General features: G+C 54.8%; 18 protein-coding genes and 1 pseudogene. 5 read left to right on the top strand and 14 right to left on the bottom strand.

Annotated features, from left to right (window positions below):
* Nucleotide 1: 1 nt before the first annotated feature.
* Nucleotides 2–2,032 (bottom strand): ABC-three component system protein, encoded by a 2,031-nt coding sequence (locus V5F23_RS17300; RefSeq protein ID WP_338495834.1) that lies wholly within the window; start codon nucleotides 2,030–2,032, stop codon nucleotides 2–4.
* A 665-nt stretch (nucleotides 2,033–2,697) separates the two neighbouring features.
* On the opposite strand from V5F23_RS17300, the pseudogene V5F23_RS17295 reads away from it, so the two are divergent.
* Nucleotides 2,698–2,970, top strand: a pseudogene (locus tag V5F23_RS17295) (transposase); the annotation flags it as partial.
* Between the two features lie 318 nt (nucleotides 2,971–3,288).
* Here V5F23_RS17295 and V5F23_RS17290 read toward each other — a convergent pair.
* From V5F23_RS17290 to mobH, 3 genes are all read right to left on the bottom strand, one after another.
* Nucleotides 3,289–4,392, bottom strand: coding sequence for a hypothetical protein (locus tag V5F23_RS17290; protein ID WP_338495832.1), 1,104 nt, complete (start codon nucleotides 4,390–4,392; stop codon nucleotides 3,289–3,291).
* A 45-nt stretch (nucleotides 4,393–4,437) separates the two neighbouring features.
* The gene (locus V5F23_RS17285) at nucleotides 4,438–9,033 is read right to left on the bottom strand and encodes a hypothetical protein (RefSeq protein WP_338495829.1); all 4,596 of its coding nucleotides are present in this window, start codon (nucleotides 9,031–9,033) and stop codon (nucleotides 4,438–4,440) included.
* 498 nt (nucleotides 9,034–9,531) lie between these two features.
* Nucleotides 9,532–11,256, bottom strand: coding sequence for a MobH family relaxase (gene mobH / locus V5F23_RS17280; protein ID WP_338498952.1), 1,725 nt, complete (start codon nucleotides 11,254–11,256; stop codon nucleotides 9,532–9,534).
* 232 nt (nucleotides 11,257–11,488) lie between these two features.
* On the opposite strand from mobH, the gene V5F23_RS17275 reads away from it, so the two are divergent.
* Nucleotides 11,489–11,683 carry a hypothetical protein gene (locus tag V5F23_RS17275; protein ID WP_338495827.1) on the top strand — a complete coding sequence of 65 codons (195 nt, stop codon included), beginning with the start codon at nucleotides 11,489–11,491 and terminating at the stop codon, nucleotides 11,681–11,683.
* A gap of 243 nt (nucleotides 11,684–11,926) precedes the next feature.
* On the opposite strand, the gene V5F23_RS17270 is transcribed toward V5F23_RS17275, so the two are convergent.
* A complete protein-coding gene (locus V5F23_RS17270) occupies nucleotides 11,927–12,907 on the bottom strand; it encodes a zincin-like metallopeptidase domain-containing protein (RefSeq protein ID WP_338495826.1) in 981 nt (326 codons plus the stop codon).
* Nucleotides 12,908–13,036: 129 nt separating this feature from the next.
* Complete coding sequence (locus V5F23_RS17265) at nucleotides 13,037–13,360, bottom strand: hypothetical protein (RefSeq protein WP_338495824.1); 324 nt, start codon at nucleotides 13,358–13,360, stop codon at nucleotides 13,037–13,039.
* 455 nt (nucleotides 13,361–13,815) lie between these two features.
* Between V5F23_RS17265 and V5F23_RS17260 the strand changes: the two genes are divergently transcribed.
* Nucleotides 13,816–14,184: a DUF3742 family protein gene (locus V5F23_RS17260; protein WP_338495823.1), complete on the top strand. Its 369-nt coding sequence runs from the start codon at nucleotides 13,816–13,818 to the stop codon at nucleotides 14,182–14,184.
* Nucleotides 14,185–14,190: 6 nt separating this feature from the next.
* On the opposite strand, the gene V5F23_RS17255 is transcribed toward V5F23_RS17260, so the two are convergent.
* The 5 genes from V5F23_RS17255 to V5F23_RS17235 all read right to left on the bottom strand — a co-directional run bounded on the left by V5F23_RS17255 (nucleotide 14,191) and on the right by V5F23_RS17235 (nucleotide 18,767).
* Nucleotides 14,191–15,741 carry a conjugal transfer protein TraG N-terminal domain-containing protein gene (locus tag V5F23_RS17255; RefSeq protein WP_338495822.1) on the bottom strand — a complete coding sequence of 517 codons (1,551 nt, stop codon included), beginning with the start codon at nucleotides 15,739–15,741 and terminating at the stop codon, nucleotides 14,191–14,193.
* A gap of 5 nt (nucleotides 15,742–15,746) precedes the next feature.
* Nucleotides 15,747–16,055, bottom strand: a complete 309-nt coding sequence (locus V5F23_RS17250) for a hypothetical protein (RefSeq protein WP_338495820.1) — start codon at nucleotides 16,053–16,055, stop codon at nucleotides 15,747–15,749.
* Between the two features lie 4 nt (nucleotides 16,056–16,059).
* Complete coding sequence (locus tag V5F23_RS17245) at nucleotides 16,060–17,442, bottom strand: integrating conjugative element protein (RefSeq protein WP_338495818.1); 1,383 nt, start codon at nucleotides 17,440–17,442, stop codon at nucleotides 16,060–16,062.
* Nucleotides 17,439–18,395 carry a TIGR03756 family integrating conjugative element protein gene (locus V5F23_RS17240; protein ID WP_338495816.1) on the bottom strand — a complete coding sequence of 319 codons (957 nt, stop codon included), beginning with the start codon at nucleotides 18,393–18,395 and terminating at the stop codon, nucleotides 17,439–17,441. The genes V5F23_RS17245 and V5F23_RS17240 overlap by 4 nt, the downstream gene beginning before the upstream one ends.
* A gap of 117 nt (nucleotides 18,396–18,512) precedes the next feature.
* Complete coding sequence (locus V5F23_RS17235; RefSeq protein WP_214916988.1) at nucleotides 18,513–18,767, bottom strand: helix-turn-helix transcriptional regulator; 255 nt, start codon at nucleotides 18,765–18,767, stop codon at nucleotides 18,513–18,515.
* Between the two features lie 169 nt (nucleotides 18,768–18,936).
* Here V5F23_RS17235 and V5F23_RS17230 point away from each other — a divergent pair, with 169 nt between their 5' ends.
* Together V5F23_RS17230 and V5F23_RS17225 are read left to right on the top strand one after the other, a co-directional pair.
* Nucleotides 18,937–19,194 carry a LasR-specific antiactivator QslA gene (locus V5F23_RS17230; protein WP_338495814.1) on the top strand — a complete coding sequence of 86 codons (258 nt, stop codon included), beginning with the start codon at nucleotides 18,937–18,939 and terminating at the stop codon, nucleotides 19,192–19,194.
* Nucleotides 19,195–19,665: 471 nt separating this feature from the next.
* The gene (locus tag V5F23_RS17225) at nucleotides 19,666–20,049 is read left to right on the top strand and encodes a hypothetical protein (protein ID WP_338495813.1); all 384 of its coding nucleotides are present in this window, start codon (nucleotides 19,666–19,668) and stop codon (nucleotides 20,047–20,049) included.
* Nucleotides 20,050–20,129: 80 nt separating this feature from the next.
* On the opposite strand, the gene V5F23_RS17220 is transcribed toward V5F23_RS17225, so the two are convergent.
* The 3 genes from V5F23_RS17220 to V5F23_RS17210 all read right to left on the bottom strand — a co-directional run bounded on the left by V5F23_RS17220 (nucleotide 20,130) and on the right by V5F23_RS17210 (nucleotide 23,874).
* Nucleotides 20,130–20,993 carry a hypothetical protein gene (locus V5F23_RS17220; RefSeq protein WP_338495812.1) on the bottom strand — a complete coding sequence of 288 codons (864 nt, stop codon included), beginning with the start codon at nucleotides 20,991–20,993 and terminating at the stop codon, nucleotides 20,130–20,132.
* Between the two features lie 60 nt (nucleotides 20,994–21,053).
* On the bottom strand, nucleotides 21,054–22,085 hold the full coding sequence (locus tag V5F23_RS17215) for a hypothetical protein (RefSeq protein ID WP_338495810.1): 1,032 nt from the start codon (nucleotides 22,083–22,085) through the stop codon (nucleotides 21,054–21,056).
* 322 nt (nucleotides 22,086–22,407) lie between these two features.
* Entirely contained in the window at nucleotides 22,408–23,874 is a 1,467-nt protein-coding gene (locus tag V5F23_RS17210; RefSeq protein ID WP_338495808.1) for an RNA-binding domain-containing protein, read from the bottom strand.
* Between the last annotated feature and the right edge of the window lie 10 nt (nucleotides 23,875–23,884).

Here is a 23,884-nt window from a genome sequence, read left to right as displayed (position 1 = left end):
TTCAGATTCCTTTCGTGTTCGTATCGATGGCGGACTGGCGCGCGAGCAGTCGATCTTGCAATTGTTTACTAAAGTGTTGCCGCACCGTGGCCAGCGTGCCGAAGCGCAATTGATTGAATACTCCAGAGCGGGTCACGAGCAGATGTGGTCGGCGTTCTGCGGCCATGCTGGTGGCCGATTCTGCATCGTCAGCCATACCTGTATTCAACAGTTCTGAAGGGGGAGTGCTGACCCCCGACAGAATCACGACTGGGGCAGGGGACGGGCCGATAACGTTGATCAACGGATCGTCGGATATCTCACGGACTTCAGGGACTCCAGTTGCTGGGCCAGACCAGTACTTGAGGGCAATACTCATCACCTCCCCAAAATCCGGGAAGTGCTTCCAGGCAGTGCCTGTGCCTCCAACCCCCACCGCGACCAGCAAGAGCAATTCGACGGCGCTAACCAACAGGTCTACGGTGCGAGGGCCAAGGCGAAGCGCGTGGGTGGCATTTTTGCCTTCCGTTTCCGGATACAGAAGCTGCTCCAGAAATTGACGACGGCTCTCGGGATTCTTGGTGAATCCGTCCAACCACTCCAGCCAGATCGCTTCCATAGCATCAGCAAGGGCAGGGTCTTTTACAGCTATTAGTTTTGTAGAGACTATTTGAGTTAGTCGTTGCCACACCACGTCGTCCATGGCGCTTGCGAGCGCTGCAGCTTCCGCTCGAGCAGCATTCAGGGTCTTGAACTCATGATCCAGGGAGCACACGAGCCGCTCAGCGTTCTCCATCCACGGGAGATCTTTGAGGTCGCTCTCAGCGCAACCGAGGGTGTGCCCGACTTCATGGCCAACGCTGCTGCGCCAGGCTGGCTCGCCCAGCATCAGGCTTTGACTGCCGTGTGGCAGGTGCAGCGCCATTCGCAATATCGCGGATGGGAGCGTGAGGTTTGCTCCGATGGGAGGCGCGTACGGTGCGTACACCCTAAGCCTCCGATTTCCTGGAGCACTGCCCCAAAGGTGATCTACGACGCCCTGCGCTGTTCGGGGGACGAGCGCACCGAGATCATGGGTGCCAGAAAACGACCAGGTCTTGCCGGCAGGCTGAACTTCATCACCTAGCAGGTATTGAGCCCAGGTTTCGATATCGGGACGAAGCTCGTCTCTGAGCTCATGGATAATCGCATGACACCCCAAGGCCGAAACGTCAGAGACCTCAGCGGTGATCACCGAAATCAGCCGTTCAAGCGCGCGTTCCGGATTCGTGAAATGCCTGCCAAGGGATTGGACTGAGCGCTGCTGCAATGTCGCGTCGTTCCCAATGCAGACGACCGTGACACGCTTGAGGGTTTCGATGATCTGCGTCCAATCTTCGAAGCCACACCAGGTCGTAAGCCAGAGATGAACCCGGGTTGTCGGCCCGTCCAAACGCTGAGCCAAGTCGTTGGGATTGAGTCCATCCTGGCGACACAGCTTACACAGCTCGTCCAGATGGTTAACGGTTAGGTCGTGCTTGATGCTCAGGTGTGCCCCTAAAAGCGTCAGCTGAAATCGACGTTCAGGCAATTGGGCGAATGTACCGGCGCGAGCGTGCTTGGCTAAGCTTGAAAAGGCCGAGTCAAGAACCGAAAGGCTGTCTTTAGCCGCGTCAGCGTCAACAGCATCAGCGGGTTCGTCTATAGCAACAGGTTCGTCCGCGCCAATAGGTTCGTCCGTAACAACGGGTTCGGAGGATCCGGGGCCAGCTTTTGCGGCTTTTTTCTTTTTACGGGCGAGTCGCAGCTTTGCAAGTTTTCGCAGATACACTTGCATGTCGGGGTCTTTGGTACAGAAAGGCGTGCTCTGACGCTTGACTTGCAGGTGCTCGAATGACTCACGAGAATGGACAATTACGACGTCATCCCACTCTTCGATACCACCTTGCTCGGCGCCAATTTCTAGCGGAGCACGACGCCCGTCAAGGAATTTTTCCATCATGTCCGACAAGCGCTGAGCAATGACCAGTTTTTCGTAAAGCGACTTCTGCTCCAGCCGAAACCGTCTGATCATACTAACATCCCTTTACGTCATCACCTCGTTGGCCAGCTCCGCTGGCGATTCGCCACATCCTACCACTTGGCAGCTGGCAGTCGTACTGGGCGTGCTTGCGCAAACATGCAGACGTTTACACCACCGCACAGACATGAGGTCGTTTCATCAAGCCGAGCTATGGGTACTGAACATTGATATTTAGGTCATTGCCAAGGGAGCGAGCACCGATGCGCATGTGGGACTGGTTGTTTGGTAAGCGTACCTCTGTGCGCGTTAGAACCCCACTAAAGAATCCAAGCAGCCGCGACAGCTTTGAAGGGCCGCCGATTCGCACGCCGCGATTCGCGGTGGTGCCGGTGATGACTTCCTGACAGGTGGAGTTGAGTTTGTCTTGGGTCTTGGGGTTGTTGGCGCTTGCATGGCGGCTGAGGACGCTGACTCCAGCAACGCGGTACAGCGATATGGACTCCTCCTCGTTGCAAGCTTCCTTCGCTTTGGCGCCCGTGCCGACTGCGCACGTACATTCGGCCTCTGACTTCGGCATCGATTCGATGCAGGGCCATGATGGGCTATTCGCGCGTCGGCTCCCAATCGCTTCTACGTGCTCTACGCACCTGTGGTTCGCACCTTCAGTCTGGCACTCAAGATGCCGAGGTGAAGAGGAGTCCATCCCATTGCTTCTGGAGACCGACTGCACAACGTGTTCGATGAAAGCCAAGTGCTGCCCGAACACTGCGTTCCGCAAGATTGCTCGCAGCGTCCATGAAGCCGCTCGTGATGCGGCTCGGCGCATTGCAGCAACGCCGGCGTATCAGCGCTCTCGCCACGAACGTAAAAAAGTCGAAATGTTGTTTGCTCACCTCAAGCGCATCCTGAAATTGGATCGCTTGCGACTACGTGGCACGAGTGGTGCGACCGATGAATGCACGCTGGCCGCTGCGGTGCAGAACCTGTGACGGTTGGCCAAATTTACATCTCAAGGGCCGCCAGCTACGGGATAGGTGCGCCTGCATTAAGCAAAAAACCTCAAACTAACCCAATAACAGAGCAGTAAAGCTCAACGAAGGGCCGAGAAACCACTCAATGTGGTGAGAAGGTTCTCCGCTGATGGCCGTGCCTGAGTTCGGGGCGATCTGAAAATCCGACTTTTTTAACAGAGTCGGCCAAAAGCAGTTTTCCAAATGCGCCCAAGAAATCAGGTGAAATTCATGACGTGCTTGCGGCAAGAGGAACAGCGGAGCGCAATGAACATCACAAGGAAGGAAGTATGTAAATTATTCGATGTGAACTTCATCGACCATTGGAAGCCAAGCTTGGAATTCACTCCCGGTAGAAACCTGCCGAAAGCCGAGTGGCGTAGCCATCAACGTCGCGCCGACGGCATTCTCTACGTTTGGATTGGGGGCCCACAGACCGAATTCTTCTATCTCAGCAACGAGAGCGTCGAATTGCTCCGAGCTTTTGAAACCGACGATTGAAGCCTCAAAGCCTGCTGCAGAAATATCCGCAAGAAGTGCCGGTGGGATATCAATTCCGGGCCCGACAAATGCCGTCACCATCCGTCCGCCCAAATGGTCGTTGATCCGCTGCTGCCGCTCGTAGGAGGTATCGACTTGTGGGCCTGGCGCGTCGCTAGAGATGGAGAACCCGTCGTCAGTCAACTCGATCCGCCAAGCCATAGGTAAGTTCTCACTGAACCGACCTACAATGGAGCGAGCGGGACGAAATGACTCCATCGTTGCCTGCTGAAAGCGTTGGAGGAGTTCGAAAAAGAACAGCGCGATTTGTAAGGCTACAACTAGGTCATCATTAGAGACGAACACTGGTTGGCCACCGTTTCTGCGCCGTAACCGCAGCCCTTCAGGAACTAATATGTAGTCGGCATGGGCCATGCCGTTTCGAATGTCATCTCTGAAAGTAATTTCCAGGAGGCTTGCTAGGCCAGTCATTCCGATTGCTGTGGCAACCTGTGCTAGGCGTCGGAACATGGCGTTAGCATTGGGGCCGATTATGGCCCGAGGTTCTTGGCGGACACGAACGAGGCTCTGAAATGGCCAGAGGTTATAAGCCTTCAATTGCGCTACCTGCAGGGTGTTCAATAACCCTTCGTAGACGCCGCCAGCCTCAGCAAGGTGCGCATAAAGACAGAGCACCTGGCGAAGCTCAGGTCGCGTGAGTGGTACTCCCTTCGATCCAAGCACCTTCAGTTCGTGGAAGACCTCATGAGCTGTAGCAATGGTGCTCCAGCCAGCATCCTGCATTCCGCGGAACTCGCCAAACATAGCGGCTGCGGTGTCGATCTCATTGATCTTCAGCGCGTAGGTGAACAGGTAGGTGAGTTGCGTGTTTAGCGCTCGTAGATAGGCTTGAGGGTTCATTTTTGGCATCCATTGGCATTAGACAAAACCGGTCAACAGCACGAGCTATTTCGCACCCATGATTAGCGACGCAGGAGCTTTTTTGCCGAACAGCTTACCTTCGCGCTTCTTCTGAACCGTCGCTGCCCTCTTGTCGATCTCTCGATCCATCGTTGGTATGAAAGCCTTGAAGACTGTCGAGGGTACCCCCGCAGCATCGGACCATATGTCAAAGCGACCATCGACGATTTTCATAAACAAGACAGATGCCCTCCAGAAATCTCTCGGCTGCTGGGTATGTAGCATTTCTGCATACCAAGTTTTCGCCCAGACATTCTTTGCATACCAATCGCTTGCAGCTGCATGTGCGGAGCCAATAAAACCTTTAGCGTCATCGAAGCGGGAAAGGACCGCCTCGGCGTGGACGCTTTCATCGCAAAATCCCGCGATCATCAAGGCAAGCGCTGTGTCATAAGGCCGTCCCGTGGCAAGACGTTCATCGATGTAGGTCTGCAGGATTTCCACCTTTCCGCATAGGTGGGCTGCTATGACTTCGCGTGCGATTTCGCTATCGGTTCGCGCCTTTTGCAGACGTTTTTTGCAGATGTCCACCATCTTCGGACTGGTTGTGTTGCTCCAGAGCGTAATGGCCTCCCCAGGGATTTTCGCAGCGCCAGTGACACGACGTATGGTCGGGTCCAAGGCCAGGACACGGTTGATGAGGTCTTGAGCTAACTGATTGTCACTGACGCCGGACACGATCGCCACCTGCAGCGCGACATGGTGGAGGTGGCGCAGCTTGCGGTCAGAAGTGGCGACTAACATTTTGATCCAGCACTGAGCGCGATCCGCATCCTGTCCGATGATCGCTTGGATGCCCTCGAATGTAAGGTCGGAGAGTATTAGGTCCGCATCTGCGGCCGTAAGCTCAACGGCAAAGCGTTCATAGCTATCGCCCATGCGGCGGTGGCGCTCGTTGAACTGTTCATCCGTTTCCGAAAGCCGACTCATCTGGGATGCTAGATCGTTGTCCGTCAACACCCGCTCCGTTAATGAGGTCAGAGGGGGGGTCGGGTCGGAGGCGTTCGGCAGCTCCGTCTCGATATCTGGTAACTCCACATTACCTTCATAGCCCAACGCCTTCGCAATCGCGACTTCGACACGATCGGCGATGACCCCTACGTCTTCGACGGGTAGAATTTCGGCGGCAAACCCATAGTGGGACAGGCTCATTCGATCAAGCGCAGGCTCTGCTTCTATCAGACCAGCTTTCAACGCTTTCAATATCGCTGTGGACCCATGCCAGTCCTCGAAGTTGCTATCACGTCCGCGCGGCTTTTCCGCGCTCCATCCACCATCCACCACTTCCTGCAGTAGTGAAGCGTCACCGCTCGATGCGGCGATGGCGAGCGCTTCGCGGCGGAGACTCTTGAGCGGAGCTCGGATGAAGCCTTTGAGGGTAACGGCAGCACGGGACGTCAGCAGCGGTTGAGAATAGTGAATTGCGGCAAGAACCGCAGCCTGGGCGTGCGTGTCCCCGCTCTGCAGAACACGCTCCAAAACCTCTTCTACTTTCTCTGGAGTGGCTTTTCGCACGCAGTCAAGCAGCTCCAGCAGGACCGTATCACCCTGCATGTTTGCGATCGCGTCGAGCTGCTCGTCGGCGGTGAGATGCGGTAACGCGATAAGCGTGGAAAACTGTGCCGTGAGGAATTCGTCCCTACTGTCGTTCTTGTCTTTATGAGACGCGGTACTAGATACACCGGCCGCAAGGAAACGTAGAGCCTGATCTTTTGTGATCCCAGCACTGTGCCGCATAAGCTCCAAAACGCCTTGTCGTCGTTCGTATCCGTCGCGAACAAGAACTTCGCTCGCGAGCGCACGAAGCGCGTAGATCGCGTCGTCCGGTACGAAGCGCGCAACTCCGGCGCGGGCGCCGCGGAAGAAGTGATCCTGCTCGGACACCCCCCGGCTCATTGCGACCTTTCCTGGATTAATCTGTCGGTAGTCTTGGGCAGTCGCGATAACGTTCTCGGGCGTGTCGGTACGTGGATCGCATGGATCGACCGCGCAATAGCCTTCTATTATGGACCAGCCTCCAAAGCGTTCCTGGTCACGTGTGAGCTCGTCGAAAATCCGTTCACCTTCTTGCGCGTCCCCGATATCTCCGGTGCCGTGTAGGATACCAACGCGCGTCCACCTGCCCACATTGGATGAATCCTCCTCCGGCAATGTTTTCAGCTCCTTGAGGAGTGCTGATCTTGTCTCCTGCCAATCAATGCGGTTGAAGCGAAGCACTTGCTCGAACTCTTCGTAAGGTGCCGAGATTGATAGATTGAGCGCGTAAGAGAACCGCCAACGAACAAGGTAGGGTGCGACCTCTTCTAGCGGCATGCCGGCCATAAGATAGAAAGCAAAGCGGCTTATGCCATCAAACCTAGGGTGCGGAGCGGCAACGAGATTCGTTGTCATGAATGATCGCTCAGCCTCAGTGAGGGCAGCCTCACGCTCAAGAATGTCGGCCAAGATCCGAGAGCGTTCTTCATCAACCTGCGCGGCAGAATCAGGACGCGGCGTCCTTTGCATCCGGCGCTCGGGTTCAAGCGAATAGAAGGACAGCCAGCGTTTTGTCGACTCCAGAATTTGCTGCCAAACACCCGGATGGTCGCGTCGTTTGAGTAGCGCGTGAAGCAGCCATTCGTTGACGGCGATGTGCTCTTGCGACACGTACAGGTTTTCAGCGGCTTGCAGAAAGGCGAGCGGAGCCGATTTTGCGAGGACTGCGAAGGCCTCGACCTGGCTGTTCGGTAGATTCTGCAGCGTGACTAGCTTTTCGATCAGTGCCGACTGTACTTGGGGGCTTGTTTCTTCATTCAGGCAAGCAATTTGTGTCGCGAGCAAAACAACCTTGGCCGTCTCATCAAGTGCGCTGATCGGCTCCAGGATTGTTGCTAGCTTTTCGCGCGGGTCACGGTCGTTGCGCAACTCCCGCTCGAGTTGACCAACAAGGTAGAGCGCGAGCGCCAGGTTGAGACCGTCTGGCTTTATCTCATACTGTGAAGCGCTTCCTTTCACCGAGGTGAAGAACTGGCTAGAAGCAACAGCTTCTAGTTGAGACTCTTGGACGGCATCAAACAACCTAAGGTCGTCTGTATCCTGTGCTTTCGCTCGGGCCAATATCTTCGCAGCAAGGTTTTTCAATAGGTCGGCGAAGGCCGGCGCCGGGAGTGGAGCCGCTCCGTGCTGTTGCATCCCGCGCATATGCTCAAAGAGGAGCCGCCCAACGCTTAGCTCATCCAAAAGCTCGATGGTCTTAGCCTCTATCAGCTCGATCGCGATTCCGAGCAGCCGGGGATTACGAACGGATTCAAGAACCTCCATTCTTGCGTTGGAAAAATCAATGTCACGACTGTCCAGTATCTGATTGACGTCCTCGATGGACCACTCGGCGAGCGTGATTGTCCTTGTATCGCAGGGCAGCGTGTTTTTTAGATGCGCCCAGTGCTGCGTGCGGGTGGTAAGCAACAGACAGCCACCGAGGCCATTTAACTTTAGCGCGGCGCGACCGAGCCACCGCCCCCAGTTCGATTTGAGCGGTTGGTTGAGGCCATCCACTATGAGCGTTAAGCGGACGGAGGTCGCTGGAAGGTTCGCGCGCCAAGCGTTGAAACGGCGCTGCCATCGCGTAATCGCCTGCTGCGTAACGCTTACGCCCGTCTGACGGAGCAGTTTGCGAATCAGGAAGTCGTCGAAGTCTTCTGCGTCGTCGCCGGTTAAATCTTCGGCGGGGCACATTACGAGGAGCGATTTGGGATTGGATAGGTTCCAGCTTTGGACCGCGAGCCAGGATTTGCCGACACCCTCCTCACCGACGATTGCGTAGATTGCGTTCTCTGGCGTTCCGGAGAATGCGTTTGTAAGACGCGCACGCTCAGGTCGGTCGAGCACCATGGGGCCGGAAGGATCAAGGGGGCAGAGGGGCTGGCCAAATTCGACGCGCGCCTCAGTCTTGTTTGAGAACAATCGACTCAGCCATGCCTGGTTGAGTGTCTTGGCGTGACCCAGTCCAACATCTTCGGCGAGCGCTTGTCTGAGCGCACTCAACCTAAGGGGAAAATCCCCATGTTTTTCAAAGTGGTCGATCGCGTTGAGGGCGGAGGCAATAAGCCCTGCGTCAGGCCTTCCAGTAAGTCCTTGTGTAATGAATGCTTTGGATTTTTCCCCCGCCGCCACAGCGGCGACGAGCAGCGATCCCAAATCATTGTTTGACCAATCCAACACCACGATCCCGAAGCCAAGCTTGGCCGCAAATATCCGCGCGTCTTGGACGGTTTGCGAGGCTACTTCGCATGTAGCTCCGAGTATCCAGAGATCCACCAGACGGGCATCTTCATTGGCAACGTCAAAAAGCTTCGTCGAAATTTCGTTTTTCGAGAGGCGGTCCCTGTAACGCTTTCCCTCGAAATATGTGGCACCGCCATCGAACGCGGAATCGCCGTCTCGCCCTCTCTGCGTACCTGACTTTGCGAGACGGAACGATTGCCCTGTCAGATCACCAAGGATGACGCCGAGAAACCCTTCAAACCCTTCTGGGCCGGACGGGTCGAGGGCGAGCAAAGTGTTTTGAAGAGCTGTTGCATGTATTTGATCTGCTGTGTTCATTCTGAAAGAACGCCATCGCAAGTTTGCGGCCAGTGGCAGCTAATTTTCAAAGAATTCCTTAGCTTAGATGAGAGCTGGTGCGTCGCCTCTTGGCTAGGTTCGAAAAAACAAAGGTGTCAGCTGTACAATGACAGATTTCCAGCCATGCCGAGTCAAGCACACTTAACGTCTCCTATTTGCCGAGGTTGTGTAAAAATGTTTTAAAGCAGGTTTGAGGTCAGAACCAGAACGAAAATCGCGTTCCTACGCAAATTTCAAGTCCACTGATTACCAATCACTGGCAGATTTTACGTGGCGACGCGGACTTCAAAGCAGTGGATACGTTTTTACACAGCCTGGGCCGATTGTTGCCTGTTGTGAAGGGCTGCGTTCGTCCCAGGGGTGCCGTTGACGAAAAGACGGCGAGCGTCTCGGGATGAATAACAGAGCGGTAAAGCGGCGAGTGTGCACTTCAGAATCAACTTGGGTTTCGATTCCCACTAATGGGGCCGTTGAAAGTTAATCTCTTTCGATTTTAAGAAACGGATTATCGAGTGGCATCACTTCAAAAAAGAGTTTGGGATCCTCAATCAAGTAGCCCTTCAAGGTTGTTTTCTTCCTCGGGCCTTGCACTTGGCATGTCCAGACATTCAGACCGTTGTCTCGCTTCCTGTGAACCTTCAGCTTCTCGAACTGTTTCTGCACCCAACGCCATTCCTCGATCTCTTGGCAGGCGCCCTGAGAGATACCGGAAAACTCCTGCGCGTAGCGTTGGAAGAGGCCTGGCGTGACCAGCAATACGCTGCCACTCACCGTGTGGATTTTGGCCTTGCTGTCGTTGATGATCAGCTTGTGGCTGAGAATGCCCTCCTTGACCCAATTCAGGAACGCCTGGCCTGGGCTATCCGATCGAGGCGTTGAAGTTTCGACAGCATTTTCTGACGGTGTGTCATGGGCCTCAGGCTCTTCCAACTCGAACATGTCCAGCAGCGTGCCGAGGTAATCGGCATCCTCTAGCGCCATGGGGGCAGGCTGCGGTTGGCTTTGACCTGATCCTGCACTGGCTGCCTCGGGCGCTGGTGTTGGTAGCGGGGTGTCAGATGAGTGTTCATGAGCCACAATGCTCACCGTTCCGCTGAAAACCTCAGGCCGGTCCTCGCTCCCCCAAATCAGTCCCGGTTGAAGGCGCAGAAAGGTAAAGGCCTGCTCCCACTTTCCCTGTGTCACGAGTGCGGTCCAGATGGCTTTGCCGTCGGGGGTAGACTCGACCAGCCCGTGCGACTGGAGTTCGTCGAACACTGCGAGGTTGGACGAGGGAATGCCTTCAATTGACTGCGACAGCAGATAAGCTCGTAGCTTATCGGTGACCGTCTTACTGACCAGCCACAGGGCGTCCTGGGTCAACCAACCTGCGGCACCCGGCTGGTTGAGTTTCAGCTCGTGCTGAACCAAATGACGCAGTCCGCTGATCAAGTGATGTTGCAGCGAATGAATTGGCGCTTGCAGCGCCTTGGTCGGGTTACCACCGATGTTCTGTGCGGTGGAAACACGGTCTGCCTGCATCACCAGCTCACCAAGCACGCCGGCACGTTCATACTGACCTGCTAAGACATACAGCAGGTTGGCCCAGAGCGATGGAAATCCACTGAGCCAATCGAGGATCGAGCGGTCGAGAATCTGGTTGTAGAGCAAGCCTGCGGCCGCGCCATGCAGGTGGTAGTCGCGACCCTTGATATAACGAAAACGGTAGGGCTGATCTAGGGAGCCCTGCCAAGGATGCCAGACACGCCCATCCTGGCGTTCGACCAGCAGGTCCACGGCGATCTTGCCAATGTCATGCAGCAGCGCGCCATAGGCAATGCCGGCGGACCAGGCGTCGGTCTGGGCTGCTTGGTCTTCGGGTGCGGCGCCGGTGGGCAGCAGATACGACTGACGCAATTTCAAACTGCAAGCGACCAGCTCCAATCCATGGTCGAGCATGCCGCCAAGATAAGCATGGTGGTGCGTCTCGCTGGCTGGGAGCTGCTGGACCAGTTCGGCGTATCGATGGATCGGATTTAAATACAGCTGGCTGAACTGCGGATGGGAGAGGGCGGTGTACTGCCAGATGTGATCGAGCAACTGACGGCGATGCTCCGCGGCTAACAAGTTATGGGGCGACTCGACGGGCAAGTAACCTTCAGCGACGTTCAGGGTCGGTGGCGGAGGAGGCTTTTGCCTTTTTTGCCGAAACAGACTGAGCATCATGGTCCTCCCGGGAACTGGCAGAGTCAGTGGCCTTTTAGCCTTTTCGGATAGGGCTCTTACCCTTGAATCCCCATTGCCCTTCCAACCCTTACCTGTCCTTTTGCCGCGTTTCCCTTTGTGCGGCTATCGGAATATCGATTTGTCCTGGTGCCGTTTTGTTGGATGCGCGTGCTGGTACGAAAAAGGAAAGTGTCGGTACACTGCGGTGCGAATTTTATTGGGTCTTGTCATGAACCTCACTGACGCCACGCTCATACTGCTGCTCGCGGCACGTATCCATGGAACAGACGAAGCCGTCAGGGCCTCGGCGAAGAGCGTGGTCAAGAAGCTACCGCGCAGCAAACGCGATCTGATCTACAAGGTGATCGACAGCCGAAGTCCACTCGATCTAGTCGGGTTTCTGGCAGAAAACCTGGATAACTGACCTGCGATATCTTCCAAGGCACGCTGGGCCTGGGAAGACTCTCGGACGAAGGTAAAGTTGTCCACGGAAAACGTGGGTATATCTGTGGATAAAACTCTGCGTGCCGCGGAGTACGCTGATTGCGATGGGATGATTACTAACTGAGCAGCAGCGCTGATGGTAGCTGATGTCTTGATGCGCCTTCGCTGGTAGAAGAAGGCCCAACTCGCGTCGGGCCCTGTGAAACATTTGAAGCGGTGAGTTTTAAGAATTGCTTACGATTGAACGTTGGCGCTCGTGCTCGCTGGGGGCCTCCACTACTGTTTGCTCCAATTGCTGCTTCAGGTTGAGCACGTATTCCGACGCAGCCCTGGCTTGGCCACTGGCCCGGAATATCGCTCGTTTGTCTGCCTTGAGTACCTTGAGCCAGAAGTCGATGTAGCCTTCATGTCGAAGCGCTCCTTGGATACCAGCGTGGGCACATAGAAAAGCAGCCCCCATCTCGGCGACCAACTCCTCAAAAGCATAAGCCGGTGAGCCGAACGGACAGGGAGAGGTGAGTCCCTCGCGCCGCAACCTGGAGAGATGTCCGGTCCAGTGCGTCAGCTCGTGCAGTGCGGTCGCGTAGTAGCCGCCTTCATCATGAAATTGGGCTTTTGTCGGCAGTTGGATGAAGTCCTTGAGCGGGTGGTAAAACGCTTCGCTGGCAGGCCGGTGGACGATCTTTGCTCCAGACGCTAACAACAAATTTTCCGCAGCGCTGTTGGCCTGGAATGGATCGCTTGGTTCCGTTTCGATCGATGTCTCAGTGAGCGCTTCGAGCCCCTCAGTTTGCTCGACATTGAACAGAAAATGCGTCCTGAGAATGCCAAAGTGAGTGACCTTGGGCTGACCATTCTCATCGAGAACAGGTTGGCCTGACTCGGTTTGCTCTTCGCGTTCCATCGGCTTATAGAGAACCGCCAGGGTACTGTGCTCGCCCTTGCGGATGTGTCCGCCGGCTTTCTTGGCTTGGTTGAAGGTCAGCCAACGATCTTGAGTAAATCCCTGTAGCCGGGCCTCGGCCCATAGCAACAGCAAGTTGATGCCGGCATAGGGGCGCTGAGTGACGGCGTTGATCGGGTAGGGTTGGTGACGATCAGTGTGAGATGAGCTGGTAGATGCCCAAGGTTTGATCCAGGGCGCGACTCCTTGGTCCAAAGCATTAATGATCTTGTCAGTCACGTCTTGGTAGATATCGCGCATGGCATGTTCCTCAAAATAACGGAGGAACGCCTTGCCCGTCGGGGAGGGTTCCCCGGTTGGGTGGTGGAATTGGATTGACGCAGGCCGGGCCTGTTGCCCGAGTGCGAATTTGGGTGATAGGCCTTAGTGCTAGGGCTCTCCAGCAAGAGCGATCAGCAAGGCGACAGGCTGGTTCGGCTCTTGTAGCAGTCTGAGGCTCAGTTGCAGTGTCGAGTCATGGTCTGGACGACCTATTGATGTGATCTGGACTACCTCGAACACGACATAAGGTTCGAGTGGGTGGGCGAGGTGAGCTTCGAGGGCCGCGCGTACTACATGGCTCAACTGAGTGAGCAGCAGGCTTTCAAGATGATCTGAATGCTCGAGCAGCACCGCCCTTCGCCAGGCATCAGGGGTAAACACGATGGGTAACTGAATGGTGCTCAGGGCTTCGAGTATGGGTGAGTCGGACATGGTGTACCTCCGTTGAAAACGCGAAGAAACCTGTCCCGTGCGGGAAAGAATTTCCCCGCAATGGGTTGAAGAAAAACAAGAGGGGGTACCTGACGAGAATGGCTCGAAAGGCACTCAGCAGAGGAGAAGGCGTTCATCACCGCAGAAGCGGTCACCGTGCGAGCTACCGAACGCTTATCGCACTTGGGAAAGCCTTCACCGAAGTGACGTAGCCTTGAAGGCTTCGGCTACCTGGGAGTGTGCTGTCGATAACAGCGATCCGTACTGTGTATTTAGCCGCACGATTTACATGGGTCAATCGCTGGAGAGACATTCCTTCACCGGGTTTTTCTTCTGTATTCCAGTGAGGTTTTTTTGGCTGGGAAAACTGATAAACGGTCAGGCACGGACAGTTTTCAGTAGTAGGCTGTTAGCTCGGCCTCAACTAGAAAGTGCGCTCAGAAGAGGGCGAGAACATGCTGAACCAACGCCACAATCAAGACTCTCGCGGTCGCCGCTGGGCATATGCAGGGGGCCGGACGATTAAGCGTGCTTATCGCAAGTTGAAAGCGTTCGAGATGCGTGTGGCTGAAAGCGCGACAGCACGAGGTATTCCTGCTGGAAAGCTACTTGTCCATGGCGGCTTTCTGGCTGCGAAATTAGCGGCGGTGGGGGCTTTGCTCTTTTTCAGCTTTTGGATATTTATTATTGTATGCACTGTCAGCGCACTTGCATTCGTTCAACCTGGCCGAGACGGCGATACGTCGGACGTTGATGATCCTGTCGGTCCTACGCACCGGACATCTAGGCCTGAACAATATGATGAGTGGGGCTCGTTGAAGTAAGGGGTGTTATTTCAATCTACCTGCGGTCAGTTGTGCGGCGCTTGCCAATTGTGATGCTCCTTTGGAGCTGTTTGTTTGCGCGGCCTGAGTTCCCCTACTGAGCATACCCTCTACCCCAGAGCCCACTTGATACCCAGCCCAGCTCATTGCAGCCAAGAACAGCATCGGCAGCACGATGAACATTGCCCCCATCACATACTCGATCACCTGCGCCGTGACAGTCCCATCCATAAACCCAGATGTGGGCAGAGACAGCAGAACCTGATTGGAAGCCGAGACCTGGTTGTACAAGGTGTCGAGCATGCTTGAGTCAACCCAGCGCGCCAGCTCCCACCAGAAGGTCAGCATGTGCAAGGTGAACAGCGCGAATGTCACCGTCATGACAGTCTTTAACTGATAGGTACTGACCAACAGAACCAGCGGCAGGCTGATGATGACGCCCATGATCAGAAACGCCTGCACCATCGGTAGAGCAGCACGTAGCGCGTTCATTGCGGGAAAATTACTGAAGGACCCAAGAGCCAACCCGGTGTTGGTGGCTAAGTTATTGAGTCCCTGATTGATCGAACCACCACGGGCACTTGAGCCGTAGTCCTGATACACCTGTCCGGGTGACATGGACATCGATTGTTGGCGCGGGCTGACCAGCTCGCGCAGGATTGAGTCGTCGATCTCGTTGCTCGATCGGCCAGTCAGCCAACCTTTCAGCTGAGTCAGCAGCGAAGGATCGACCTGCTCGATCAAGCGCTCGCGTAGCCCGATACCACTGTCGCTCCACCACTGTTTACAGGTGGGATAACCCGCGCCATTCTCGAGCTTAGGCAGGGAAACATCGCGGCTTTCGTCATAGGGCCAACTGATTCGTGGTGTGCGAGAACGATCCGTATCGTAGTAGCCCGGTGTGTCGAGAAAATAGCTTGAGCCGATCCACGCGGCATCGTGACTTTGGGCCTTGTCCAATTGCGGACGATTGGTGAACAACCGAGAGCGGGAGTAGCCGTAGCAGTCCTGAGTGAAGTCGGCAACCTCTTGCAGCAGTACTTGGCTATCGATGCGCGAGCTGTCGATTTCCATGCGCATCTGTCGGATATCCGGTGCGCATGGGATGGCGGCGGTCGCTGCCGCGTTTATGCCTTTGCTCAGGGCATGCACTAGGAACCACCAGACCGGCACGTTCGCGGAACGCTCGCCAATGGTATTGAAGGTAGTACCCCAGGTAGTTTCCGCCGGCTTGGCCACACTCACGCCGCAGCGCTGACTTGCGGCGTCATCGAGCGCCATTGATGTGAGGCTTAACGGAAGGACCGGCGCGCAGCCGAACAAGATGACGATGTAGGCCAGCCACAGTCGGTTCTCAATCCGCGGTACCGAGAGCAGTCCCTTGTTGCCTTCATCGGCGCCTTGCTGTCGGGCCGACAGCCATTCTTGCAGGATGATTGCAGCAAAAGGTGCAGCGAACAGTCCGGTGTCGGACAGGACGCTCCAGATGCCGTTGTTGATGATCCAGGCCAGCAGGGAGAGGTAAAACTCCAAGTAGCTGTTGGTGCTCATGAGCATGGCGGTCACAACCGAGTCAGTTCGATGCAGGTAAAGAGCAAGAGCCCCATCGCTCCGATGCGTGTTACGCGCAGCCGATCCTGTGGTCGGTGTCGGTAGCGCCGAAGCAGATCCCACCACAGCGCAAAGAGGGCGCTGTAGAGCAGGGCGCGCCACCACCGTAGATACGATCGTACGGATTCGAATACCTGCTGCCAGGCCTCGGAACTACCCAGCGCAGTGCGGCCGATCCATGCGACCAGAATGGCGGTCAGGATCATCCCAGCAGCGATCCCCAGGCCTGAAATCAGTGTGCATAGCTGTGAGCGTTTCATGGCATCACTTGCGCCTAGAATCCGCGTGATTGAGTCGGCCTGGCTCAGGGTCGCCTTGCTCGACGGTACGTGAGGCATCCGCACCACCTGTATGCCGATCGAGCACAAGGCTGGCAGTATTGGTGGCCAGCATCTGCCGAACCTGCAGCTCGGTTTGCAAAAGGCGTATCTCACGCTCGAGAGCATCAATGTTTTTCGTCAAAGCGATCTGTGCCGGCTCGGCGGAGGCGATGTTCGGTTCGTGACTACCTGCCAGTAGCGTGCGCAGTAGCAGGAGCGCTTTATCGAGCACACTGGACAGGGCCGTCTCGCTGGCCAAGCGCCGCGCCAACACATCCTGGTCGGGATCGTCGCGCAGGGCTTCGATCACGCCACGGGTCACCGGTAGCATTGAACTGGATGCTTTAGCCAAGTTATCAGGGGTGGGCGGCAGTGAGCCTGACAACAACCCTTGCAGGGTTTTGAGGTGCTCGCTGTAGGTCACCTGGATCAGTGGTGTCAATCCACTGCCGGCGGTAGCTCGCAGGGTTTCGCAGCTGTCACAGGTTGCGACTTCGCTCTCACCCAATACACGAACAGCCCATTCGGATTCCTCCTGAGGCGAAGCCCAGGTCTGGCAGATGGCTCCCCCCAGGCAATCATTGCTACTGATCGAAGTACTGTCATCCACTGTGCGATTATGCAGCAGGTTATAGCCCGCACGGACCACGTCGGAGGTCACTTTGATGGGCGTCTGCCCGCTACCTCCGGCCTTTTGCCCACCGACCCAGAACACCCCATTGTTGCCGTTATGAGTTTCGGTGTTTTTCACCGCGGCCACAGCATCACCGCCTGTATTCTCCAGGCTTCTCTGCATTTCCTGATTCTTGGCCAACTCCCCCCAGCCCGCTTGCCCAACTTTGTCGGCCATCTTCTCGGCCATGGCCTGGCAGGTCAGTTTGGAGCGGTCGAAGTCAATGCGACCTTGCATCACGCCGTTGCTGAGCAACTCATAGAGACCGGGGTTGGCGCGCTGGATGATCAGCGCCGGTAGCGACATCACGGCTTGGGTCGCGCTCTGCACAATGCTGCCCATGATCTGCTGGAAACCTTCGGTCACACCATTTAACTGGTTTTGCAGGGTGTTGGTGAGGCTCATGTTTCCGCACATCATGTTCGCTCGCCAGGATCCGCCGACGCCGAGACCACTGGGTCGATAGAGCGAGCTCGGTGACCCCACGGCAGAGCCACCACCGATGGTGTACATCACCCGGTCGTCGAGTACTCCGCCTTGAGTGCCGAGTCGATAATCCTCCTCGGCGGCATGGGTAGGAGCGGCTGCAGCCAAGAGTGTGCAGAGCCAAAGGCTCACGATGCCTAGCGTTGGTCGACTGTTACGCCGGCTCATGACGCACCTCCTTCGAAGTCGATGCTGAACAGAAAGGTCTGCCCCTCACGTTTGCAGCAGCGATAGGGCCGCCACAGTGACCAGGCGTAGCCGCCATCGGCGCTCTGTATAGGATCGCTGGGGAAGAGGGCGCACGTAGGCTGAAGCTGGGGGTATAACAGTTGCCACTTGTGGGTTGTGGCGTCGTTTTCGATGATAGGTCCCGGCGGCCAATAACCGTCGCGTGGAATAGGTGTGAGCGGTAAGTACACATGCGGTTGCCCAATACGAGTAATCACATCGCCGGCCCGTTGAGCCATCACCGCTGAAGCTTTGAAATCATCTGGCTGTACCAGGAAGCCCTGACGGGGATAGACGTTTCCCCACATGTTTCCCAATGCCTGATGACCAATTTCACGAACTCCCGGTATGAGGGATTCGGGATAGAAACTTTCCGGAATGCCATGGCGCCAGGCCAGTGAGTCCAGGGTGCTCAAGTAGTAAGGTAGGAACGCGGTGGCGCCACTGGCGCAGGCATAGCCGGATTGCGAAGCCAATTGTGTTGCAGCCGAGCCACCTGGATGTCCGATGCCGTCGACGTTTTTGAAACGAGGCATGTTATCGCGGTAAGTGTTCGGCGTGATCAGGTTGCCGCCACCTTCCGCACCGCTGATTGGAGAGGAGAGGGTGGCCATCTCGGTCCAAGGATTTGCGCCCGTGGTGGCGTAACTCGAAACCACGAGTTCAGGGATGAAATGACGAACCTTGGGTGAGGTCTTGATGGTGCAGCCGAAGGGCGTGCAGAGGAGCCAGAAGCAAATGCCGACGACTTTGTATGCGAGGCAGTTTGGCGAAAGGACAGAGGAGGTGATGCTCCCGGTATCCAGCGCCATGCCTGGGCCGGACGCTAGCAGAATGCTCAGCGCCATAGGTCGTAACTTTTTTGGTGTAATTGACGGGCGTGCGACAGACATGGTCCAGGCTCTTGAAAAAATAGCCTGGGCAGGTTCAATGATTTGAACGTACATCGTCAGTAGCAAAGGTGAAGCTGGTGTTGTCGGTTTTACGAGAGTTTGTGCGGCGGCGAGCAGCTATTCGATACTCTGCGTGCGGCGAAAGGCGTCGGGCTCGGTGAGAAGCTGATCCGTAGCAACCTCAAGAATGTTGGCAAGTTTGCACAGAACCATCAGCGACGGATTGCTCGTGCATCGCTCAATTTGGCTGACGTAGGTACGATCCACCTCGGCCATGAGCGCCAACTGCTCTTGGGTAAGGTTTTTCACGCGTCGCATCAAACGGATATTTTCCGCCAGATTCACACGAAGCTGTTCGTAGTCCTGAGTCATGCGCGCAAATTGCGCTTTCAGGGACCCTCAATCCACGGGATATAGTCTACATTGGTACTGATGTAAGCCATTTGCTGCTCATGTCTGCGATTGAGCGTTCATTTGGTCTCGTTGAGATTTTTCGAGAGCGGACTCTGCGTCTAACAATAATCAGAAATCTAGGGTGTGTATGGACGAAAAATACGTTTCAGTTCCGGCGGCGGATGGGTGTCCATGTCTTGTGACACCGTGGGGTAGCGAGTTTGCACCGATGATCAAGCGTGGCGTGCAATGCGCCGAGTCGTGGCTGGAGACAGTCGATGAGGTCCCGCTGTGGTGGGAGCTGGCTCAAGCCCGTAAGACCTTTCCTCTCGGTGACTGCCAGGATGCGTTTGAAGCGGGATTTTTGTTGAGGATTCAGCAGCGGCTTCGAGGCGCGGCGAAATGACCTACCGCTTACACTTACGTCTGCATGATCGCTGGCTCTACGGCCCAGCAGAGTAAGTTCGCCTGCTCATGATTTCGCGTACCGCGTGATTCAGCAATCTTAGGAGCACCTCAGCCGCCCGAACGTCTGCTGCTACAGGTTGAAAACGACCCAGAGCCGAACGTCTACTTCAGGCGATGCCGTCATCGCCTATGCGCGGCAATACGACAATGGAATGAGGAGCCAGTACTGATTGAGATTCATCCCGTAGCTTAAATGCTTCATCACCGGTTCTCTGCCGTACCCCATATTATAGGTACGGTCATAGCAAACCATCACGGTGCGCAGGTTAGCTAGGACTGTTTTTTGAGATAGTTGTCCAGTCGAGATCGCTGCGTAGCAGGAGATGAAACATCAGGTTACCTTGGCCGCCTGCTCAAGCGCATGCGCTTTGATAGCCTCTAGCCAGCTGACAGCCTGAGATGAGAGCCGATGATCCAAATCCGTAAATACAACCCAATCTTGACCTGGAGCGGCGAACGGGTGGCCAAGTGCTATGCCAGAAGGCTCGTCGGGCCTGGTTCCGCAGGTGCATTGATACTGTTGTTCCCGGTCAACCAGTTGTTCGGCCTCTTGTTCGGGCTCGCCATGATGACCATCGCCTACTACCGGGGCAAAGCGTATCGCGGCATCGAGCCTGAGCTTGCGCAACGTGCCTCCCTGGCTCGCCGATTGTTCTTGCTTGCGGCTGCAGCAAAGTTTCTGACGGTGACCACAATCTTCTGGGGCATTGCGATGGGCGCGACGGACTGGCAGGGCGCGATGGAGGCAAGAGCAACTGCACTTCACTGGATCCAATCAGTGCCGTCGTTTTGATCACGTCCGACAATGACAGACATGACCGAACGCGATGTATTTACAACTTCACTCTGCAGCTTGGTGAAAGTGTCAGTGGCTCAAGCAGTTCCGTTATGAGCTGAGGCAAAAGCTAAAAAGCGATCACTGGCAGCCGCTGATTTGTTTCTCGTATGCCACAGGGTGTACTGGGTGGCGAGATACAGAGGTGTTTCTTCTTCCAACAGTATTGCCGCAGCTGCGGTGGAGATTATGAAACCATCACACCGACCTGTGGTGACCGCCTGCTCAAGCAGCCGCTGATGTTTGGCTATGAATGTCATGTTGAACTCCGCCAGGAACTCTATCGCAAGGCTTTTGGTAGGTTGAGCTACAACCTTGCCGACCGGTGTCAGATCATCCAAATTCAGCGCAATCACACCGTGGTGCTGGAAAGGGGCGAGTTGCTTGCATCCCTTTTGAACTTGTTTCTCCAGGTTCTTGAGAGACCAGATTTTTTTACACGCAACGGGGTAGTCGCCGATGCCAAAATCGACCATGAGGTCTGGTTCTGCCGCCCTGGCAGCGATACCGTTAGTGATGAGGTGGGCTTGCAGTACCAGCTCCCAAAGGGCGTCTTTACCTTGCGACAAGCTGCGGTCGTCCGGTTGCATGACGCTCCCGGCTACGCGTTTCAGTGACTGTTGAATGCCAGGTTCATCGGGGAGCAGGGTGATTGCATCTGCTAGGCGATTCACATGCAGTGCTTCGATGAGCGTCTGGTTGTCTGGTTTACGTTGCTCTATCCATGCTTCCAGGAGTTTATCAGCTTGTTTCAACAGCTGAGACAGAGCGCTGCCCGGCCTAACCTTAATCTCTCTGGCTTCAAAAATATCGCGTACGGTCGCAACTTTCGCTGCCACCTCAGCGTAGCTGTCTGTCCAGTGCTCGTTGAGAAGTGTTGATCGTGTGTCGTCGGGATTCATCGTCTGCTCCTGAACAATACGATCGCGTGCGGGAAACGTAATGTAATCGTCGCTACATGCCTAGCCTGCTTGGACGGTCTGCAGGGAATGGTGCTTTTCACCAAGTGTGGCTCCACCGCTCGCCACCAGATTAGCAATGATGCCTTCATGGAGCTCCTCAATGAATTTTCCTTTGTGAAGCCAGAATTCTGTTTTATCAAAGACCTCATCCAGTTTCGGAGAGACTGACATTCGGCTTCTGCCTGAAAAATCACAAAGATTGTTGAAGTATTCTCGGGTGAACCTCAGCGCAGCAAGGGTTTCAAGGGTGCTCACGCCAAATGTTGTGGCTCCTTCATTTTCATTGTGGCGGATGAAGACGCCTCGATCCTTCATGTCGATGTATACAGGCTTTATGTTGAGAATTTTGGACGCGTGATAGATGTTGGAACATGCTGTCAGGTAAAAAGCCAGTGGTTCTTTGGCACTGCCCGAAAGCACATCAATGAGGAATGTGGCCGCACCGTTGATGCATTGCTCAACTTTTGTGAAAGTATGTTCATGCATAACGGGTGTGCCTTCTTCAGGTGATCCAAGGAAGAAGCGTTTGTGAAGAACAGGGTGTGCCTTGTAGCTGAATTTATATTGATTGAAGTACTCCGTCTCGTCGATTTCTTTGAAGTATTCAAACATGGCTTTTCGGTGTGCATAGTAAGCATCGAGGTTGTTCTTGGTTCTGCTCAGAACAATCTGCCTGGCGGCTTGCTGGGTAGAATGAATGCGCGACACCAGCGCCGCTAGTGGGAGTGAGACCGACATGATTGCAAGCGGTAGAAGGCTTATCTCGACGAATTTCTTATAACCTTCCAGATTGAGGCTCACCTCATACCCAGAGCAAACCCATACGCCGAATGCTAGCCCGAGACTTAGCGGTATGCCAATGGCTAACCACAGCAAGCCTTGTCTGATCAAGCCATGTTCAGTGTGAAGCTCGGCTACCGAGAGTGCTTTGCTTCTGAAATCGTGACCATCACCGCAGAAGCTCATGACCAGCCAATAGATGGCCAGAGCTGGGCTCAGAATTGTCGCGACCAGCAGCAATGAATCAAGCATTTTTGTAATCCTGTAGCGATAGGGGAAACCAAAGCCCGAGAGGGTAGGGAGACGCTAGTGCCCGCGGGCTTGTTATTGTCCTTTCAACCTGACCAACACCAAGCCACAGCGACAGTTCCAAAACTGCGCGGAAACCGAGTGGTCCAGCCCCCGTTAGTAATTCAATGTAGGGCCGTTGCGATTTATTGCTAGAAGGGCCGGTGGGGCGGCTAATGGGCTTCCCCTTGTCTTTAGTCTTTTCAACCTTCGGTGACAAGCAGAAACGGCAAAAAGCAGACGTTGACAAGGGACGTTTGTCGAGTACTTTGGTCGTTCTATTGGGTCATTTGGGTGATTCCTGAGATTGTTTAGAGCACAGCGACACAGGTTGGTCACGATCATCCCGGATAGCATAGCCGCATTCGTATTGAATATACTCAAGGTCTGCATCAATATCCTTGCCGCCAATCGACATGTTGTTCGTGAAAGAGTGCCTGACCGCGAGCGGTGACTCGCATATAGGACAAATAAGATCGGTTTCTTTGAGGAGCTGCCATGCGGACGACACACTTTCCCGTAACTCCAGTAGTTCGCTTTGCTTCTTGGCGAGTTCTGCCTCGGAGCGTTCGCCTTCCTGTTCTAATCTTCGGATTTCTTCCATGGCAGTATGAACACGTTGTCCTATGGCTCTAAGTAGATCGTCTGCTGAGCTGTAACGAGTGCAAATGTGGACAAATAATTGATGTCCTTTCAGGGGCAAAGTAGACGTCCCGTGACGAACCCATGTGTCGCCAGCGTGGGTAAAGTACATTTCATTAAATTTGCCGCTTGGTACGCTGATTTCTATGACGAATCTATCCTCCACTTCCATTCCAACGCTGATCAATGGTCGGAGGTTTACATGAACTGCGGCTTGCGGAAAATTGGGTGTAATGGACGAAATAGCAGCACCTATATTTCTTTGCAATTCGTCTCGTGCTTCCCGATTTAACATCACGCCTTCGACAATGCCTGCATCGGTAACTCCGAAGAGGATTTGCCCCCCTTTGCCATTCAAAAAGCCGATGAGGTACTTTGGCAATTGCTGGGCGATTGCCTTACTGGGGTTGCCTGATACCACCGTCTTGAACTCAAGGTTTTCAGACTCCTCCGCTATGAGCTTCTCCATGAGTCTGAAGGAGAGAGGGTTGAATTGTGAAAGTGACCTGTCAAATTCATCTGTGATGGGCTGGCTGTCGGGCTTGTAGTATCCGGCATGGATAAGTCGAGTAAAGTCTATTTTGAAGATTTCTTCATCCGAATAAACTTCACAAAGTAGGCGCTCAAAGTGATATCCGTGAAGCCAGATGTTTTGAGGCAGCAAAAACTCAGAGCTACAACCCTGAATGAAGTTCAACATGGTAATCGGGTAGTTATTTAGATCGAATTGCGCCATGTAATCGTAGTTGTCTTTGTCTTCGTTTTTCCATTGTCGTGCTAGCTCTATAAGCTGCTCAACAGTAATTGAGCAACCGTAGTCAAGAAAAGACCTGCATTGAGGTATGTCATCATTACTTAATTCTGTATATCCTTTTTTAAGGGTGCTAACGATCTGCTCCTGCACCTGACTGAGTGAATACCCCAGTGCTTCTAGTCTGCGGCGTAGCTCCCGGATAGTAATTTGGTAGGCCCGGGAAAACGAGTCGTCCGTGACATCACCTATTGCAACTAGATCGGATGCGTTAAAAAGCATTACTTGGTGGTCTCCGATACACCTTGGGGTACCGCCAAGATACGTCCCCCCGATGCTGACTTCGCTCTCAGTTGCCATTTAGTAGTCC

It is taken from the genome of Pseudomonas sp. WP18 (assembly GCF_036689585.1).
GTDB lineage: Bacteria > Pseudomonadota > Gammaproteobacteria > Pseudomonadales > Pseudomonadaceae > Aquipseudomonas > Aquipseudomonas chlororaphis_E.
Note: the sequence above shows the minus strand (reverse complement) of the source record. Positions and strands in the feature narration are given on the sequence as shown.

Excerpts from the sequence above, each read along its gene's own strand:
- mobH (WP_338498952.1), bottom strand. The coding sequence starts at position 11,256 with ATGCTCAGTCTGTTTCGGCAAAAAAGGCAAAAGCCTCCTCCGCCACCG.
- V5F23_RS17210 (WP_338495808.1), bottom strand. The coding sequence starts at position 23,874 with ATGGCAACTGAGAGCGAAGTCAGCATCGGGGGGACGTATCTTGGCGGT.
- V5F23_RS17255 (WP_338495822.1), bottom strand. The coding sequence starts at position 15,741 with ATGCTCATGAGCACCAACAGCTACTTGGAGTTTTACCTCTCCCTGCTG.
- V5F23_RS17275 (WP_338495827.1), top strand. The coding sequence starts at position 11,489 with ATGAACCTCACTGACGCCACGCTCATACTGCTGCTCGCGGCACGTATC.
- V5F23_RS17285 (WP_338495829.1), bottom strand. The coding sequence starts at position 9,033 with ATGAACACAGCAGATCAAATACATGCAACAGCTCTTCAAAACACTTTG.
- V5F23_RS17240 (WP_338495816.1), bottom strand. The coding sequence starts at position 18,395 with ATGTCTGTCGCACGCCCGTCAATTACACCAAAAAAGTTACGACCTATG.
- V5F23_RS17300 (WP_338495834.1), bottom strand. The coding sequence starts at position 2,032 with ATGATCAGACGGTTTCGGCTGGAGCAGAAGTCGCTTTACGAAAAACTG.
- V5F23_RS17225 (WP_338495813.1), top strand. The coding sequence starts at position 19,666 with ATGATCCAAATCCGTAAATACAACCCAATCTTGACCTGGAGCGGCGAA.
- V5F23_RS17220 (WP_338495812.1), bottom strand. The coding sequence starts at position 20,993 with ATGAATCCCGACGACACACGATCAACACTTCTCAACGAGCACTGGACA.
- V5F23_RS17215 (WP_338495810.1), bottom strand. The coding sequence starts at position 22,085 with ATGCTTGATTCATTGCTGCTGGTCGCGACAATTCTGAGCCCAGCTCTG.
- V5F23_RS17245 (WP_338495818.1), bottom strand. The coding sequence starts at position 17,442 with ATGAGCCGGCGTAACAGTCGACCAACGCTAGGCATCGTGAGCCTTTGG.
- V5F23_RS17235 (WP_214916988.1), bottom strand. The coding sequence starts at position 18,767 with ATGACTCAGGACTACGAACAGCTTCGTGTGAATCTGGCGGAAAATATC.
- V5F23_RS17230 (WP_338495814.1), top strand. The coding sequence starts at position 18,937 with ATGGACGAAAAATACGTTTCAGTTCCGGCGGCGGATGGGTGTCCATGT.
- V5F23_RS17260 (WP_338495823.1), top strand. The coding sequence starts at position 13,816 with ATGCTGAACCAACGCCACAATCAAGACTCTCGCGGTCGCCGCTGGGCA.
- V5F23_RS17270 (WP_338495826.1), bottom strand. The coding sequence starts at position 12,907 with ATGCGCGATATCTACCAAGACGTGACTGACAAGATCATTAATGCTTTG.
- V5F23_RS17250 (WP_338495820.1), bottom strand. The coding sequence starts at position 16,055 with ATGAAACGCTCACAGCTATGCACACTGATTTCAGGCCTGGGGATCGCT.
- V5F23_RS17290 (WP_338495832.1), bottom strand. The coding sequence starts at position 4,392 with ATGAACCCTCAAGCCTATCTACGAGCGCTAAACACGCAACTCACCTAC.
- V5F23_RS17265 (WP_338495824.1), bottom strand. The coding sequence starts at position 13,360 with ATGTCCGACTCACCCATACTCGAAGCCCTGAGCACCATTCAGTTACCC.